This is a genomic window from Xanthomonas sp. LMG 12461 (genome assembly GCF_009192935.1).
In the GTDB taxonomy this organism is placed as follows: domain Bacteria; phylum Pseudomonadota; class Gammaproteobacteria; order Xanthomonadales; family Xanthomonadaceae; genus Xanthomonas_A; species Xanthomonas_A sontii.
Map to the genome: position 1 here is coordinate 1 of NZ_NQYT01000008.1, position 17,486 is coordinate 17,486.

13 protein-coding genes and 1 pseudogene are annotated in these 17,486 nt (G+C 69.2%); 3 read left to right on the plus strand and 11 right to left on the minus strand.

What is annotated here, in order from left to right:
* Positions 1–65 precede the first annotated feature (65 nt).
* Both CEK68_RS02105 and rlmD read right to left on the minus strand, forming a co-directional pair.
* Positions 66–572, minus strand: a complete 507-nt coding sequence (locus CEK68_RS02105; RefSeq protein WP_152238391.1) for a CYTH domain-containing protein — start codon at positions 570–572, stop codon at positions 66–68.
* An 83-nt stretch (positions 573–655) separates the two neighbouring features.
* A complete protein-coding gene (rlmD, locus tag CEK68_RS02110) occupies positions 656–2,002 on the minus strand; it encodes a 23S rRNA (uracil(1939)-C(5))-methyltransferase RlmD (RefSeq protein ID WP_150409277.1) in 1,347 nt (448 codons plus the stop codon).
* A 148-nt stretch (positions 2,003–2,150) separates the two neighbouring features.
* On the opposite strand from rlmD, the gene CEK68_RS02115 reads away from it, so the two are divergent.
* Together CEK68_RS02115 and CEK68_RS02120 are read left to right on the plus strand one after the other, a co-directional pair.
* Complete coding sequence (locus CEK68_RS02115) at positions 2,151–2,867, plus strand: response regulator (protein WP_026144765.1); 717 nt, start codon at positions 2,151–2,153, stop codon at positions 2,865–2,867.
* 307 nt (positions 2,868–3,174) lie between these two features.
* Entirely contained in the window at positions 3,175–5,352 is a 2,178-nt protein-coding gene (locus CEK68_RS02120; RefSeq protein WP_226977734.1) for a TonB-dependent siderophore receptor, read from the plus strand.
* Positions 5,353–5,844: 492 nt separating this feature from the next.
* On the opposite strand, the pseudogene recO reads toward CEK68_RS02120, so the two are convergent.
* The 9 genes and pseudogenes from recO to rpoE form a co-directional block, all read right to left on the minus strand.
* Positions 5,845–6,561: pseudogene (gene recO / locus CEK68_RS02125) on the minus strand (DNA repair protein RecO); the annotation flags it as partial.
* Positions 6,562–6,798: 237 nt separating this feature from the next.
* Entirely contained in the window at positions 6,799–7,704 is a 906-nt protein-coding gene (gene era, locus CEK68_RS02130) for a GTPase Era (RefSeq protein WP_010340598.1), read from the minus strand.
* Positions 7,701–8,381, minus strand: coding sequence for a ribonuclease III (gene rnc / locus CEK68_RS02135; RefSeq protein ID WP_026143959.1), 681 nt, complete (start codon positions 8,379–8,381; stop codon positions 7,701–7,703). Before rnc ends, era begins: the two co-directional genes overlap by 4 nt.
* Entirely contained in the window at positions 8,371–8,748 is a 378-nt protein-coding gene (locus CEK68_RS02140) for a DUF4845 domain-containing protein (protein ID WP_010340596.1), read from the minus strand. The genes rnc and CEK68_RS02140 overlap by 11 nt, the downstream gene beginning before the upstream one ends.
* Positions 8,749–8,768: 20 nt before the next feature.
* A complete protein-coding gene (lepB, locus tag CEK68_RS02145) occupies positions 8,769–9,569 on the minus strand; it encodes a signal peptidase I (RefSeq protein ID WP_010340595.1) in 801 nt (266 codons plus the stop codon).
* 101 nt (positions 9,570–9,670) lie between these two features.
* Positions 9,671–11,461, minus strand: coding sequence for a translation elongation factor 4 (gene lepA / locus CEK68_RS02150; RefSeq protein ID WP_017911022.1), 1,791 nt, complete (start codon positions 11,459–11,461; stop codon positions 9,671–9,673).
* 173 nt (positions 11,462–11,634) lie between these two features.
* A complete protein-coding gene (locus CEK68_RS02155) occupies positions 11,635–13,179 on the minus strand; it encodes a DegQ family serine endoprotease (RefSeq protein WP_152238393.1) in 1,545 nt (514 codons plus the stop codon).
* 99 nt (positions 13,180–13,278) lie between these two features.
* Positions 13,279–14,244, minus strand: coding sequence for a sigma-E factor negative regulatory protein (locus tag CEK68_RS02160; RefSeq protein ID WP_152238394.1), 966 nt, complete (start codon positions 14,242–14,244; stop codon positions 13,279–13,281).
* Positions 14,241–14,861, minus strand: coding sequence for an RNA polymerase sigma factor RpoE (rpoE, locus tag CEK68_RS02165; RefSeq protein WP_010340494.1), 621 nt, complete (start codon positions 14,859–14,861; stop codon positions 14,241–14,243). Before rpoE ends, CEK68_RS02160 begins: the two co-directional genes overlap by 4 nt.
* Positions 14,862–15,100: 239 nt before the next feature.
* Here rpoE and CEK68_RS02170 point away from each other — a divergent pair, with 239 nt between their 5' ends.
* Positions 15,101–17,164, plus strand: a complete 2,064-nt coding sequence (locus CEK68_RS02170) for a 3-hydroxyacyl-CoA dehydrogenase NAD-binding domain-containing protein (RefSeq protein ID WP_152238395.1) — start codon at positions 15,101–15,103, stop codon at positions 17,162–17,164.
* The last annotated feature ends 322 nt before the right edge of the window (positions 17,165–17,486 follow it).

Genomic DNA, 17,486 nt, shown 5'->3' on the forward strand with positions numbered 1-17,486 from the left:
TTGGGGATTGGGGATTCGCAAAAGCATAAGCCGGATCGCTGCAGCTGGCCCGCTTTTGCCAATCCCTAATCCCGACTCCCCAATCCCGTCCATTCGCAGAATGGACACGTCGCCAGCGCCACGTTGTAGTACCGCGGATCGTCGGTGACTTCGGCGCCGAGCCAGTCCGGCGTGGCGAACGCCTCGTCGGCGCTGTCCAGCTCGATCTCGGCGACCACCAGCCCGGCGTTGTCGCCGAGGAACTCGTCCACTTCCCAGAGGTGGCCCTGGTACTGCACGAGATGCCGGCGCTTGTCGATCAGGCCGCCCACGCACAGCGCCAGCAGCGCGCGCGCATCGGCCAGCGGGATCGGATACTCGAATTCCTGGCGGGTATGCCCGAGCTCGCGCGACTTGAGGTTGAGGAACGCGGCCTCGCCCTGCACCCGCACCCGCACCGACGCCTTCTGCGCCCCGCTGGCCAGCGCCGCCTGGTCGTTGAGATAGCCCTGCGCCATCGGCATCACCGCGTGCGCCGCCGCGCGCCAGCCGTCGCCGATGACGAGGAATTTGCGTTCGATTTCGATGGCCATGGGAATAGGGAATAGGGAATAGGGAATAGGGAAAGGAGAATGGAAAAAGCTTAAACCGCGCGCGCAGCCGCTGTGACGAATCCCTAATCCCGATTCCCCATTCCCGGCTTTTCGAACACCGCAATGCTCTCCACATGCGCGGTGTGCGGGAACATGTCCATCGCGCCGGCGGCCTTGAGCACGAAGCCCTGTTCGTTGACCAGGTAGCCGGCGTCGCGCGCCAGCGAGCCGGGATGGCAGCTGACGTAGACGATGCGCTGGAACTGTTTCAGCGGCAGTTGCTGCAGCACCTCCAGCGCGCCGGAACGCGGCGGGTCCAGCAGCAGCTTGTCGAAGCCCTGGCGCATCCACGGCGCCTGGCGCTGGTCCTGGGTCAGATCGGCGGCGAAGAACTGGGCATTGTCCAGGCCGTTGCGCTGCGCGTTGTCCCGCGCGCGCGCCACCAGCCCGGCGTCGCCTTCCACGCCGACCACCTCGCGCACGGTGCGCGCCAGCGGCAGGGTGAAGTTGCCCAGGCCGCAGAACAGGTCCAGCACGCGGTCGTCGGGCTGCGCGTCGAGCAGCGCCAGCGCGTGCGCGATCATCTTCTCGTTGAGTGCGGCGTTGACCTGGATGAAGTCCAGCGGCCGGAACGCCAGTTCCACATCCCACTGCGGCAGCCGGAACGACAGCGGCACCTCCTGCGGATACAGCGGGTGCACGCTGTCCACACCACCGGGCTGCAGGAAGATGGCGAAGTCGTGCTCCTGGGCGAAGGCGATCAGCGCGTCCTGGTCGCGCGCGCTCAGCGGCTGCATGTGGCGGAAGGTCAGCGCCACCGCGGCGTCGCCGGCGATGAACTCGATCTGCGGGATGTCGCGCTTGCCGTCCAGGCTTTCGACCAGTTCGGCCAGCGCGGTCACCTTGAAGCCGATCTGCGGGATCACCGTGTGGCAGACCGACAGGTCGGCGACGAAACGCGGATCCTGCTCGCGGAACCCGACCAGGGTCTTGTCCTTCTTTTCCACCCGCCTAACCGAGAAGCGGCCCTTGCGCCGATAGCCCCAGGGCGCGCCGGTCAGCGCCGGCAGCACCGCCTGCGGGGTCACGTGGCCGATGCGCTCCAGGTTCTCGGTCAGCACCCGCTGTTTGGCGACGATCTGCTGGTCCTCGGCCAGGTGCTGCAGCACGCAGCCGGCGCAGACCCCGAAATGCGGGCAGCGCGGCGTCACCCGCTGCGGCGAGGCCTGCAGCACCTGCACGGTGCGCGCCTCGTCGAAGTGGCGGTTGCGCGCGGTCGGTTCGGCCAGGACGGTCTCGCCGGGCAGCGCGCCGGCGACGAAGGCGACCTTGTCGCCCTCGCGGCGGGCCACGCCGCGGCCATCGTGGCTGAGGTCGGCGATGTCGGTCTGGAAGGGCGTGCGGTCGAGACGGTTTCTGGATCGGGCCACGTGGCAACAGGCTGCGGGCGGAAAAGGGCGGCTATTGTCGCAGATGGGCCGGGCCGGGACCGGCTTGCGATTGCCGCGCCGGCGAGGCAAAGTGGCGCACGCACGCACGCGCGCCGCCGCGCGGGATGCGACCACGCCGCATGGAGGCATCAGCATGGCATCGAACCAGGACCCGGTAACGCGACTGCTGCTCGTCGAAGACGACCCGATCAGCCGCGCTTTCTTCGACGCGACGCTGCAGGCGCTGCCGGCCCAGGTGGACCTGGCCGACTCCGTCGCCAGCGCCCTCGCCCGCGCGCAGACGCAGGCGCACGACCTGTGGCTGATCGACGCCAACCTGCCCGACGGCAGCGGCAGCGATTTGCTGTGCCAGTTGCAGCGGCAACGCCCCGGCACCCTGGGGCTGGCGCATACCGCCGACACCAGCGCCACGGTCCGCGCGCAGTTGCTCGACGCCGGGTTCGCCGACGTGCTGCTGAAACCGCTCAGCACCGAACGGCTGCTGCAATCGGTGCGCCGGCTGCTCGCGCGCGGCCGCCTCGGCGGCACCGCCGGGACCGCCGAACCGACCCTGGACTGGGACGAGACCACCGCGCTGGCCGCGCTCAACGGCGAGCGCGCGCACCTGATCGCATTGCGCGAACTGTTCCTGGCCGAGCTGCCCGGCACCCGCGATGCGGTGGCCTCGGCCCTGCAACTCAGCGACGACCAGGCCGTGCGCAGCCACCTGCACCGGCTGCAGGCCAGCTGCGGCTTCGTCGGCGCCGCCCGCCTGGCGCGGGCCGTGCGTCAGCTGCATGGCGACCCGGCCTCTTCGCAGGCCCGCCACCAGTTCAGCGAGGCGGTGGCGGCGTTGTTGCACTGAAGGCCGGGATTGGGGATTGGAGATTGGGGATGGCTCCCAGTCACTTCCCACGCGTCGGCGTGCGGCGCCATCTGCCGCAACCCGTGCTTCTCGAGCGTTGCCCTGGCGGTCCCGGCTGGCAGCCGCCCTTCCCCGTGCCGTCACGATCCGGCCTCGCGACGGTGATGACAACGACGGCGTCCGCATGGCGCTCGCCACACAGCGAAACTTGCAAATAAGATTCGTTCTCGAATAAATTAACGCCCCGACGACATCTGCGGACCAGCCATCGCCCCGTCCGTTCACTACACGCAACAGGGGCCTTCTCATGTTTCAGACGTCATTCCACCGGCCAGCGCCGGCCATGGGCGTGCTCGCCCGCGCGCTGCTGGCCGCCCTCGTGGCCGCCGCGTCCACCTCGGCCAGCGCCCAGGACACCGCCAGTGCCGGCACCCGCGATGCCGGGTCATCGGCCGAGGCCACGCAACTGGACACGGTCATGGTCAAAGGCCAGCGGCTCAGCCTGGACCTGCAGCAGGATGCGGCGGTCGGCGCGCTGGGCACGTCGCGCCTGCTGGATACGCCGTTCTCGGTGAGCCTGATCGAAGAACCCGAGATCGCGCGGCGCCAGGCCACCACGCTGGGGCAGATCTTCATCAACGATCCATCGGTGTTCGCGGCCGAGCCGCCGGCCACCACCAACTGGTGGGGCACGCAGATCCGCGGCATCGGCGTGCGCAATTTCTACGTGGACGGCGTGCCCATGCTGATGGAATGGGGCGGCGAGTTCCCGCTGGAAGCGGTGCAATCGGTGCAGGCGCTGAAGGGCCTGGGCGGCTTCATGTACGGCTTCGGCGCACCGGGCGGCATCGTCAGCTACCAGACCAAGCGCCCCACCGACACGCCACTGCTGGCCACCACGGTTGGCTACCGCAACGACAGCGTGTTCTCGGCGCAGGTGGATGCGGGCGGCCGTGCCGACGGCGCCGACTCCTTCGGCTACCGGCTCAACGCCGGCATCGAACGCGGCGACGCGTACAACGGCGCGGGCATCGACCGCAAGACGATCGCTCTTGCGGTCGAGCAACCGATCGTCGAGGGCCTGACCTGGCATGCCGAACTGGTGCACGAGCGCAACACGCTCGAGCACGAGCCGCTGTACTTCTATTGGGATGCCTACCAGGGCACCCGCCTGCCCCGCCCCACCAGCGACTACGACAAGATCCGCGTCGACGGGGCCTACTACGAGACCGCCCTGCTGCACGCGACCACCGGCCTGAACTGGCGCATCGACGAGCGCTGGAGTGCGGCACTGAGCCTGGGCGGCAGCCGCCGCCGGCACACGTCGCACAAGATGTTCGCCAATCTGCTGAACGAAGCGGGCGACTACGCCGGTTTCGCCTACGACTTCGGTGCGGTGCTGCGCAACAGCGTGGTGCAGTTGCTGGTCAACGGCCGCGTCGACACCGGTCCGGTGACGCACGCGTTGGTGTTCGGTGCCTCGGTGCAGCGCAGTTGGGACCAGTGGAGCAAGGCGTTCTACTGGAGCAACGACTTCGACGGCAACCTGTATCGCCCGCAGTCCTTCCGCCCCAACCGCCGACCGGACTACAGCCTGGCGCCGGTCAGCGCGGACCTGCGCCAGAAGGCGGTGTTCGTCAGCGACACCCTGCAGTTCGGCGACCACTGGCGCGCCATCCTCGGCGCGCGCCACGTGGATTACCAGCAACGCGATCTGGATGGCGACGCGTCGGTGGACAGCGGCTACCGCACCTCGGTGACGACCCCGACCGTAGCGCTGATCTACAAGCCCATCGACGACGTGTCGCTCTACGCCAGCTACGTGGAGGCGCTGGAGCCCGGCAGCCGCGTCGGCACCGATGCGCTGCCCGCCTATGCCAACGCCGGCAGCGTGCTGGCGCCGACGGTGAGCAAGCAGTACGAACTGGGCGCCAAGCTGCAGAGCGGGCGCTTCGCGCTGACCACCGCCGCGTTCCGCATCGAGCGCGGCGCGCAGATCGACGCCTACCGCGACGGCCTGCGCTACCTGACCCAGGACGGCCTGACCCTGTATCGCGGGCTGGAAGTGATCGGCAGCGTCGGCGTGACCGAGGATCTGGAAATGGGCGTCGGCGGACTGTGGATGGACCCGCGGCTGGAGGATCTGTCGCCGGACAACGCGGCCCTGCGCGGCAACCGCCCGGCCGGCGCCGCACGCCGGCAACTGCTGGCCAATGCCACCTGGCGCGTGCCGGGCGTGCGCGGCCTGAGCCTGCACGGCAACGTGCGCTACTCCGGCGCTGCCTACTACGAGGATCAGAATCGCGTGCTCATCCCCGGGCATACCGTCGCCGCGGCCGGCTTCCAGTACGCCACCACGCTGGGCGGCTACGACGCATTGCTGACCGGCAACATCAACAACCTGTTCGATCGCACCTACTGGAACCAGCACACGCTGGGCGAGGCACGCAATGCGGCGCTGAGCCTGCGGATCGATTGGCGCTGAGTGCGCCTGCCGCTGCCGTGGCTCCGCGTGGCGACGGCAGCGACGGGCGGCGGCGCTGCGCGGCGGCGTGGAGGTCTGTGGTCGTGACGGAAGCGACCGCAGACGCGGCTTGAGCTGCGAAGGCGTTACCGGGAAAACCCGTCGCCGCTGATCCCGCAAAAGCGGACAAGAACCGCTTCTACGGAGCAAGCCGCGTCCGGCTGGGTGTGTGACGAACGCAGGTCACTCGGACGCATGCGTGCCGACAGCGCTCGCGCCGTCGATCCGCCGCGCTCACGACGCCGCGGAAGGCGGCGACCGCGGCGGCGCTTCGGGTGTGGATGTCGACATCGGATCGCGCTGCGCATCCAGCTCGGCGTCCGGCTCCGGCGTCGCCGCGGGCGCTGCCGACGCCGGCATTGCGGCGACGCCGGGTGCATCCGATGGCGGCGGATCGTCCTGCGGCGGCTCGGGATCGGCAACCATCGGCGCGATGCCCGCGGCGCTGGCACTGCGCTGCCGCGCCAGGTCCTCGACCATTTCCCAGGATTTCAGGCCGCGCCCGCCGAGGTGGTGCAGCAGCACCACGCGCATGCCGCGGCGCAGGCCGGGCAGATCCTCGGCAGCCGGTTCGGTATCGTCGGCCAGCGCCAGCAGGGCGCGCCCGGTGGCCATGCCGCTGCGCTGATCGTGGCCGCGGTCGCTCAGCAGCCGGCGTGGCCCGTGCTCGGCGTCGAGCACGTAGCGCGCGGCCGGGTCGATCGGGTCGCCGTCGCCGTCGTGGCGCAGGTCGAATCCCACGCCCAGCGCCTCCAGCAGATCGCGCTCGAAGCAGCGCAGCGACCAGGCCAGCGGCGCCTCGGCCGCCAGCCGTGCGCGCACCCGCGCATAGGCCAGATACAGGTCGGGGGCCGGGTCGTCGCGCGGGGCCAGGCGCAGCGTCAGTTCGTTGATGTAGAAGCCGGCCAGCATCGCCTCGCCGCTCAGCCGCGGCGCCGCATCCATCGCCTCGGCCGCGCGCAGTTGCGCCAGTTCGCCGCGGCGCTGCGCGCTGAAGCGGATCGACTGCAGCGGCTGCAGTGCCGCGCGCAAGGCCTGCTTCTTCGGCCCGTGCACGCCGCGCGCCAGCACGCCGAGCCGGCCGTGATGCACGCTCAGCACCTCCACCAGCAGGCTGGTCTCGCGCCAGGGCCGGGCGTGCAGGACGAAACCGGGTTCGTGCTCGATCAAGGCTGCAGAGGCTGGGAATGGGGAGTGGAGAATAGGGAATGGAACAGCATGCCGTCCCTGGCCGCATCATCGTCCAACGAACGGAAGGAGCCAGCGTCGTGTAGAAGCGGCGTCAGCCACGACGGGCGTTACCGGGGGAGCGCACGTGGCTGAAGCCGCCCCTACGCACGCCATGATTATCCGGGAGGCGCGGAAATCCGATTCCCGATTCCCGATTCCCGATTCACCATTCCCGGCTTATTCCCCGTACCCGAACGCCTTCAGCGCCGCCTCGTCGTCGGACCAGCCCTCGCGCACACGGACCCAGGTCTCCAGGAATACCTTGGCGCCGAACAGGCGCTCCATCTGCTGGCGGGCCTTGGCGCCGATGTCCTTCAAGCGGGTGCCGCCCTTGCCGATCACGATCGCCTTCTGGCCTTCGCGCTCGACCCAGATCACCGCGCCGATGCGCAGCAGCGCGCCGTCCTCGGCGAAGCGTTCGATCTCCACGGTGGTGGCGTACGGCAGTTCCTCGCCGAGCTGGCGCATCAACTGCTCGCGCACCAGTTCGCCGGCCAGGAAGCGCTGGCTGCGGTCGGTGATCTCGTCCTCGCCGAACATCGGCGGCGCTTCCGGCACCAGCGCCAGCAGGTCGCGCACCAGCGCCTCCAGGCCCTTGCGCTTGAGTGCGGAGATCGGATGCACCGCGGCGAAGCTGCGGCCTTCGCTGACCTGCTGCAGGAACGGCAGCAGCGCGGTCTTGTCCTTGAGCCGGTCGACCTTGTTGACCACCAGCACCACCGGGATGCCGGCGTCGCTGAGCACGTTGAACGCCAGCGTGTCCTCCTCGTCCCAGCGCCCGGCCTCGATGACCAGCAGGCCGGCGTCCACGCCTTCCAGGGAGCCGCGCGCGGCGCGGTTCATCACCCGGTTCATGGCGCGCTTCTGCTCGCGGTGCAGGCCGGGGGTATCGACCAGCAGCAACTGGCCGGCCGGGAAGCTGGCGATACCCAGCAGCCGGTGCCGGGTGGTCTGCGGCCGATTGGAGACGATACTGACCTTGGCGCCCACCAGGGCGTTGGTCAGGGTGGACTTGCCCACATTGGGGCGGCCGATCACGGCCACGCTGCCGCTACGGTAAGGGGGAGTGGCTTGTTCGTTCACTTGCTCGAATCCAGTTGCTCGATGGCGGCGGCGGCGGCCTGCTGCTCGGCCAGGCGCCGCGAGGTGCCCTCGCCCTCGGTGACCAGGGCGGGCTCGGCGAGTACGCAGCGTACCCGGAATAGCTTGGCGTGATCGTCGCCGGTCTCGCTGATCAGTTCGTAGGCCGGCAAGGTCCGCTGCCGGGCCTGCAGCCATTCCTGCAGGCGGGTCTTGGCGTCCTTCTCCACCTTGCCGACCGGCAACGCCGCCAGCGCGGCCTCGAACCAGGGCAGGATGGTGGCGCGGCAGGTCTCGAAGCCGGCGTCCAGGTAGATCGCCGCGACCACGGCCTCCACCGCATCGGCCAGGATCGAGTCGCGGCGATGGCCGCCGGACTTCATCTCGCCCGGCCCCAGGGTCAGGCGTTCGCCCAGTTCCAGTTGCCGGCCGATCGCGGCCAGCGAGGCCTCGCGCACCAGTTCGGCGCGGGCACGGGTCAGCGCGCCTTCGTCGGCCTTGGGCCAGCGCTGGTACAGCGCCTCGGCGATCAGCAGGTTGACGATGCCGTCGCCGAGGAATTCCAGACGTTCGTTGTGCGGCGCGCCGGCGCTGCGATGGGTCAGCGCCTGCGCCAGCAACTGCGGCTCGGCGAAGCGGTGACCGATGCGGTCACCGCGCAGGATGGTCTTACTGGCCACCACGCGTCGTCAGGTCCTGGGTGGCGTCGAACTTGCCGACCACGTCCAGATTGGCGATCAGCGGGCGGCGCACTTCGTAGGCCACGTGCATCTTCACGCCAGTGTCGGTGCGCTCGAAGGTGACGTCGCCCGGCTTCACGTTGTCCGAGTTGTTGATGTCCAGGCGCCGGAACAACGAGGCCTTGGCCTGCGACGGGTCCATCTCGGCGCTGCCGGCCTCGGTCGCCAGACCCTTCATCGCCGAGCGCACCGCATAGAACTCCATGTACATCGGGAACAGCTTCATACCGATGTAGACGAAGAATCCGACCACCGCCAGCACGATCACGAACGAGGTCAAGGTCATGCCACTTTGCTTGTGCTTCATCGCGCTTCCCCTCACGCAAGTCACTGAATGGTCGTCCCGATCCGCGACGGATCGAAACTGCCGCTGCAAAACCAGCCTTCGCAATTGAGCCAGATCAGGAACGCCTTGCCGCGCAGGTTCTCTTCGGGCAGGAAATGGGTCTGGGTCCAGAACCGGCTGTCCTCGCTGTTGTCGCGATTATCGCCCATCACGAAGTACTTGCCCGGCGGCACCACCCAATCGCCCTGGCCGGCCGGATTGTTGCGGTCGATCCACTCCAGCTCGGTGTGGGTGCGGCCCGGCAGGTACTCGGTGAGCAGCGTGGCACCAGTCATTTCCGCGCCCTTGCCCTTGCCGACGTACTCGCCCATGACCTTGTACTTCATCGGCGTGCCGTTGATGTACAGGGTGTCGCCGTGGAAGCCGATGCGGTCGCCCGGCAGGCCGATCACGCGCTTGATCCAGTTTTCGTCCGGCTTGTGCGGCGGCTTGAACACCACCACGTCGCCGCGCTTGGGCTCGCCGACCGGAATGATCTTCTGGTTGGTGATCGGCAGGCGGAAGCCGTAGGAGAACTTGTTGACCAGGATGAAATCGCCGACCAGCAGGTTCGGCATCATCGAGCTGGACGGAATCTTGTACGGCTCGGCGATGAAGCTGCGCAGGATCAGCACCACCGCCAGCACCGGAAAAAACGCCCGCGAGTAGTCGACGATCACCGGCTCGCTGTCGAGCAACCCGGCCCGCGCGGCGCGGCGCTTGGCGAAGAACAGCTTGTCCAGCAGGGTGATGATGCCGGTGGCGAAGGTCAGGACCACCAGCGCGATTTCAAACCATTTCATTCTTATTCCTTCGGAATGGGAATCGGGAATGGAGAACGGGGAATCGGGAAAGCAAGAGCATGCGCTCTTTCCATTCCCCATTCCCTATTCACGACTCCCAGCTACTTGTCCATCTGCAGCACAGCCAGGAAGGCTTCCTGCGGGATTTCCACGCGGCCGACCTGCTTCATGCGCTTCTTGCCTTCCTTCTGCTTTTCCAACAGCTTCTTCTTGCGCGAGACGTCGCCACCATAGCACTTGGCCAGCACGTTCTTGCGCATCGCCTTGACCGTGGTGCGGGCGATGATCTGCGAGCCGATCGCGGCCTGGATCGCCACGTCGAACATCTGCCGCGGGATCAGGTCCTTCATCTTCTCGCACAGTTCGCGGCCGCGGCGGTCGGCGTGGCTGCGGTGCGCGATCAGCGACAGCGCATCGACCTTGTCGCCGTTGATCAGCACGTCCACGCGCACGAACGGGCCGGCGTCGAAACGCACGAAGTGGTAGTCCAGCGAGGCGTAGCCGCGGCTGACCGACTTGAGCTTGTCGAAGAAGTCCAGCACCACCTCGGCCATCGGCAGCTCGTAGCTGATCTGCACTTGGCTGCCCAGGTAGTTGATGCCGATCTGGCTGCCGCGCTTTTCCTCGCACAGCTTGATGATGTTGCCGATGTATTCCTCGGGGGTGAGGATGTTGGCGCGGATGATCGGCTCGCGAATCTCCTCGACCATGTTCACCGGCGGCAGCTTGGCCGGGTTGTCCATGCTGATGATGCTGCCGTCGGTCTTCAGCACCTCGTAGACCACGGTCGGCGCGGTGCTGATCAGGTCCAGGTTGTACTCGCGCTCCAGGCGCTCCTGCACGATCTCCATGTGCAGCATGCCGAGGAAGCCGCAGCGGAAGCCGAAGCCCATCGCCTCGGAGCTTTCCGGCTCGAAACGCAGCGCCGCGTCGTTCAGGCGCAGCTTGTCCAGCGCCTCGCGCAGGTTGGTGTAGTCCTCGGCATCGACCGGGAACAGGCCGGCGAACACGCGCGGCTGCATTTCCTGGAAGCCCGGCAACGGCTTGCTGGCCGGGTCGCCGGCCAGGGTCAGGGTGTCGCCGACCGGCGCGCCGTGCACGTCCTTGATGCTGGCGGTGACCCAGCCCACCTCGCCCGCGCGCAGCGCCGGCAGCACCTTGCGCTTGGGCGTGAACACGCCGACGTTGTCGACCTGGTGGGTGCGGCCGGTGGACATCACCAGCAGCTTGTCGCCAGCCTTGATCTCGCCCTGCATCACCCGCACCAGCGAGACCACGCCGAGGTAGTTGTCGAACCAGGAATCGATGATCAGCGCCTGCAGCTTGTCGGTGTCGCGCGGCACCGGCGGCGGGATGCGGTGCACGATCGCCTCCAGCACGTCGCGCACGTTCAGCCCGGTCTTGGCACTGACAGGCACCGCGTCGGTGGCGTCGATGCCGATCACCGCCTCGATCTCGGCCTTGGCGCGGTCGATGTCGGCGGTGGGCAGATCGATCTTGTTCAGCACCGGCACCACTTCCAGGCCCTGCTCCACCGCGGTGTAGCAGTTGGCCACCGACTGCGCTTCCACACCCTGCGCCGCGTCGACCACCAGCAGCGCGCCCTCGCAGGCGGCCAGCGAGCGGCTGACCTCGTAGGAGAAGTCGACGTGGCCGGGGGTGTCGATGAAGTTCAGGTGGTAGACCTGCCCGTCCTGCGCGGTGTACGGCAGCGACACGGACTGGGCCTTGATGGTGATGCCGCGTTCGCGCTCGATCGGGTTGGAATCGAGCACCTGCGCTTCCATCTCGCGCGCCTGCAGGCCGCCGCAGAGCTGGATGATGCGATCGGCCAGGGTCGATTTGCCGTGGTCGACGTGGGCGATGATGGAGAAGTTGCGGATGTTCCGCATCGAATCAGAGGACATGAGGTGGGCGGCGGCCAGGACCGTCGTCAGGATAACGGGCCATTATCGCATGGCCGGCGGCCGCTGGTGACGGCCGCCGGATTCGCCCCTGCCCCGGGGGGCCGACCCGTCTGGATCGGCACCCGGGATGGCGCCCGGCCTCCGCCGGGCGCGCGGGATCAGCCGCCGGCGCGCACCGCGACGAAGCTGGTGGTGTCGCGCACGCGGATCAGCAGCATCACCACGTCGCCCTTCTTGTAGGCGCTCAGCTGCTGGTTCAGGGCGGCCACGCTGCCGACCGGGGTGCGCCCGACCTGCAGGATCACCATGCCCGGCACCAGTTGCGCCTCGCGCGCGGCGCGGCCGGTCACCGCGGTGATGCGCACGCCCTTGCCCGGCTCCAGGCCCAACTGCTGGCGGGTGGCCGCGTCCAGGTCGGCCACGTCGATGCCGAGCAGCGCGTTGGCGCCGGTGGCCGGGGCGGCGTTGTCGCCGACCGCCGGACCGGCACTGGCCTGGGCGTCGTCGGCCAGCGCGGTCAACTGCACGGTCAGCTCGCGCGGCTTGCCGTCGCGCAGGATGCCCAGGCGCACCTTGGCGCCCGGCTGCATCGCGCCGATCATCGGCGGCAGGTCGCTGGAGGCGCCGATCTCGGTGCCGTTGACCGTGCGGATCACGTCGCCCACTTCCAGCCCGGCCTTGGCCGCCGGGCTGCCCTGGACCAGCTGGTTGACCAGCGCGCCGCGGGTGTCCGGCAGGCCCAGGCCCTGCGCCTTCAGCGAATCGATGGCGCCGACCATGACCCCGAGCTGGGCACGGGTGACCTTGCCGGTCTTCTTGATCTGCTCGACCGCGCTCATCGCCAGGTCGATCGGGATCGCGAAGCTGATGCCCATGTAGCCGCCGGATGCGGAGAAGATCTGCGAGTTGATGCCGACCACCTCACCGCGGGTGTTGAGCAGCGGGCCGCCGGAGTTGCCCTGGTTGATCGCCACGTCGGTCTGGATGAACGGCACGTAGCGCTGGTCGGCGTAGGGGTTGCTGCGGCCGGTGGCGCTGACGATGCCGGCGGTGACCGAGTGGTCCAGGCCGAACGGCGAACCGATCGCCACCACCCACTGGCCGGGCTTGAGCAGGTTGGAGTCGCCGATGCGCACCGTCGGCAGGTTCTTGCCGTCGATCTTCAGCAACGCCACGTCGTACTGCTGGTCGCTGCCGACCACCTTGGCGGTGAACTCGCGGCGGTCGGTGAGCTTGACCTTGACCTCGCTGGCGCCGTCGACCACGTGGTGGTTGGTCAGCACGTAGCCGTCGGGCGAGATGATGAAGCCCGAGCCCATCGAACGGCCGGCGGGCGCGCCATCGTCGTCGTCCGGCGCGCCGCGGCCGCCGCGCGGCTGCCCGGGCATGCCCGGCATGCCGTCCGGACCGAAGAAGCGGCGGAAGAACTCGGGCATCTGGTCGTCGTCGGGCATGCCGCCGCCGGAGCGTGCGGCCGCGGCGCGGCGGCTGATGGTGGTCTCGACATTGACCACGCCCGGGCCGACCTGCTCGACCAGGCGGGTGAAGTCGGGAAGGTTGCCGACCAGCTGCGGCGCCGGCGCGGCCTGCGCGGCCGGCGGCGGGGCACTGGCGGTGCCGGGGCTGGGCTGCTGCGCGCAGGCGGCCAGCGGCACGGTCAGCGCCAGCAGGCCCAACAGATGGTGGCGGATACGGTGAGTCATCGGACGCAAGCCTCCGGTTCGGAAAGGGGAACAACGAGGGGACGAAGCAACGGGGACCACGCGCCGGAATGAGGCACGGACGCCTGCCGGCGCGCGGGGTCAGGGTTGCGGATGCAGCGGCGGGTTGGCCACGGCGTCGGCAGGCAATCGGGGTTCGAACGGATAGAACGCCGCCGGGTCCGCGCCGCTGTGCGGGAAGCTGGCGGTGAATTCGCTCCCGGCATCGGCGGATGGCAGCGTCGAGCGCGGCCACGGCCGGGCCTGCAGCGGCGTCGCCGGATGCCCGAACGGATCGCTGGCGCGTTGCGCGACCATCGTCGGGGGCGCGACCGGCGCCACGAACGGCGTCTGCGCCGGCGCCTTGGCCTGCGGTTTGGTAGGCGCCGCTGCGGCATAGGCGCGCTCGGCCGGGACGCTGCGGGTGCGCGCGGCCTGGGCGCTACGGGTGGCCTCGCGTCGCGCCGCCGCGGCCGCCTCCTGGCGACGATTGGCGGCGATCGCCATTGCCGGCGCGGCGGCGACGGCCGCGGCGAGATCGCCCTGCGGATCGGCCGGTGCCGGCGCGGGTGTCGGGACCTGCGGCGTGGTGGCGGCCGGCGCCGGGCTCGGCGCGGTGGCATCGACGACCTGCGCCGGCGCCAACGCCTCGGGGGTCTGCGGCAGGCGTTGGGTCACGAACAGCGCGAGCACCGCGACCGAGGCGGCCAGGGCCGCACTGCCGCCCCAGCGCCAGGTGCGGCGCTTGCCGGCGGCGCTGGCCGCATCGGCACGCGCGGCCTGCTGCGCTTCGGCGGCCACCGCCTGGCGCACGCGGGCGCTGAAATCGCTGGGCGCCGGCACGCTGACGCGGCCGCGCAGGATGTCGCCGCACAGCTGCCAGCGCTCGTGGCAACCGGACAATTCCTCGTCGTGCTGCAGCCGGCGCAGCACGAAGCGCGCCTCGTCGGCCGGCAGTTCGCCGTCGATCAGCGCGGACAATTGCTGCCGGTAGTGCAGCTCGAACTTGTCCGGCGCTGTGCTGTCGGGCGCCGGCACTGGCTTGGGAAAGGGCGTGCTATCGGTCATACGCGGTGTCGCTCACGGGTGGCGCTGTCGGTATCCAGCAGGGGACGGAGTTCGGCGTCGATGGCCTCGCGGGCGCGGAAGATCCGCGAACGCACGGTGCCGATCGGGCAGCCCATCTTCTGCGCGATGTCCTCGTAGCTCATGCCCTCCACCTCGCGCAGGGTGATGGCGGTGCGCAACTCTTCCGGCAAGGCGTCGACCGCCTTCATCACCGTGCGTTCCAGCTCCTGGCGCATCAACTCGCGTTCGGGCGTGTCGGTGTCGCGCAGGCGGGTGCCGCTGTCGAACTGCTCGGCATCGAGCACATCGACGTCGTCGGTGGGCGGCCTGCGGTTGTGCGCGACCAGGTAGTTCTTGGCGGTGTTCACGGCGATCCGGTGCAACCATGTGGAGAACTGGGCGTCGCCGCGGAAACTCCCGATCGCGCGGTAGGCGCGGATGAAAGTGTCCTGGGCCACGTCCTGACATTCGCTCCAGTCGGCGATGTAGCGCCCGATCAGGCCGACGATCCGATGCTGGTACTTGCGCACCAGCACATCGAACGCCGCGCTTTCGCCGCGCTGCACACGCCGGACCAGTTCAAGGTCCAGCTCCTGGGGTGTTTCGACATCGGCCATAGCGGGCCGCACTCCTGTCAGCCCAACCTACGTCGGACCCTCTGACCGCCAATTCGGAAAAAAGTTCAGCGCCCCTCAGCGGATCGCCGCCCCACGACGTTAACCGGCGTTCCGTTAGGCTGGCGCAAGGCCAGCGGTCGCGGGACGCGCCTCAATTCCCCTGGATTGGGATTTGACGCGACGGAAACAACCTCTGGATGATAACGATCTTCTCCATACACAAGCGGATGGTCCTCCCCATGCTTTCAGGCTTCGACGGGCTCCGATTCAGTCACTGGCAAGCGGACATCCGCGGCGACGGCATCGTCGTGCTCAGCCTCGACCGCCAGGACGCGCCCGTCAACGCGCTGTCGCAGGACGTGCTGCTGGAGCTGGGCAATCTGCTCGAGCGCATCGCCATCGATCCGCCCAAGGGCGTAGTGATCCGCTCGGCCAAGGACAATGGCTTCATCGCCGGCGCCGACCTCAAGGAATTCCAGGAATTCGACCGCCGCGGCACCGTCAACGACGCCATCCGCCGCGGCCAGGCCACCTTCCAGAAACTGGCCGAGCTGCCCTGCCCCACGGTCGCGGCGATCCACGGCTTCTGCATGGGCGGCGGCACCGAGATCGCCCTGGCCTGCCGCTACCGCGTCGCCTCCAGCGATGCCTCCACCCGCATCGGCCTGCCCGAAACCAAGCTCGGCATCTTCCCCGGCTGGGGCGGCAGCGCGCGCCTGCCACGGCTGATCGGCGCGCCGGCGGCGATGGACCTCATGCTCACCGGACGCACCGTGTCGGCCTCGGCGGCGCGGGCGATGGGCCTGGTCGACAAGGTCGCCGCGCCGGCCGTGCTCACCGATACCGCGGTGGCGCTGGCGCTGTCCGGCAGCGCCCGCCCCTTCAAGCAGCGCGCCACCGCCTGGGCCACCAACACCTGGCCGGCGCGCAAGCTGCTGGCGCCGCAGATGCGCAAGCAGGTGGCGCGCAAGGCGCGCAAGGAGCACTACCCGGCGCCGTACGCGCTGATCGGGGTGTGGGAACGCAGCGGCGGCAGCGGCATCCAGGCGCGCCTGGACGCCGAGCGCAAGGCGGTGGTCAAGCTGGCCAGCACCCCGACCGCGCGCAACCTGATCCGCATCTTCTTCCTCACCGAGCGGCTCAAGGCGCTGGGCGGGAAGGAGCACGGCATCCGCCACGTGCACGTGGTCGGCGCCGGGGTGATGGGCGGCGACATCGCCGCCTGGTCGGCCTACAAGGGCTTCGAGGTGACCCTGCAGGACCGCGAGCAGCGCTTCATCGACGGCGCGCTGAGCCGCGCCGGCGAGCTCTTCGCCAAGCGGGTCAAGGACGACAGCAAGCGCCCGGCGGTGGCGGCGCGCCTGAAGGGCGATTTGGCCGGCGAGGGCGTGCCGAGCGCCGATCTGGTGATCGAGGCGATCATCGAGAACCCGCAGGCCAAGCGCGAGCTGTACCAGGCGCTGGAACCGCGCATGCAGCCGACCGCGCTGCTCAGCACCAACACCTCCTCGATCCCGCTGACCGAACTGCGCGAGCACATCCAGCGCCCGGCGCAGTTCGGCGGCCTGCACTACTTCAACCCGGTGGCGCAGATGCCGCTGGTGGAGATCGTCTGCCACGACGGCCTGGCGCCGGAGAACCAGAAGCGGCTGGCCGCCTTCTGCAAGGCCATCGACAAGCTGCCGGTGCCGGTCGCCGGCACCCCGGGCTTCCTGGTCAACCGCGTGCTGTTCCCGTACATGCTGGAAGCGGCCACCGCCTATGCCGAAGGCATTCCCGGCCCGGCGATCGACAAGGCGGCGGTCAAGTTCGGCATGCCGATGGGCCCGATCGAACTGATCGACACCGTGGGCCTGGACGTGGCCGCCGGCGTGGGCGCGGAACTGGCGCCGTTCCTGGGCCTGCCGATCCCGGCGGCGCTGCAGACGGTGGAGCCGGGCAAGCGCGGCAAGAAGGACGGCCAGGGCCTGTACGCCTGGGAGAACGGCCGCGCCAAGAAGCCGGAACTGCCCAAGGACTACCGTGCACCGGACGATCTGGAAGACCGCCTGATCCTGCCACTGCTCAACGAAGCGGTGGCCTGCCTGCACGAGGGCGTGGTCGCCGACGCCGACCTGCTCGATGCCGGCGTGATCTTCGGTACCGGCTTCGCCCCGTTCCGCGGCGGCCCGATCCAGCACATCCGCGCCGCCGGCGCCGACGTGCTGCTGGCGCGCCTGCGCGCCCTGCACACGCGCTACGGCGAGCGTTTCGCCCCGCGACCGGGTTGGGAGTCGCCGGCGTTGCGCGAACCGGTGGTGTGAGGCGCGCGCACGCCTTCTGTAAGCGTGCGTCAGGGCACCTCCCATAACGACGGATCGCGCCCCTTTGGTAGCGGCTTCAGCCGCGACGGGCGTTTCCCGGCAAGACCCGTCGCGGCTGAAGCCGCTCCCACGCGATCTTGCGGCGAATTCGCCGGGCGTACTGTGGGAGGGACTTCAGTCCCGACGCATTACGCCATCGGAAAGCATGGCCGCTTCGCCAGGCGCTGCTGCATGACAGGTGATTCCCACAAAGCAAGCTGCCCGTAGCTTGATTGTGGGGAAAGCAGGTCGCTGCAGGCGCCCTTCAGTCGCACTCGGCATT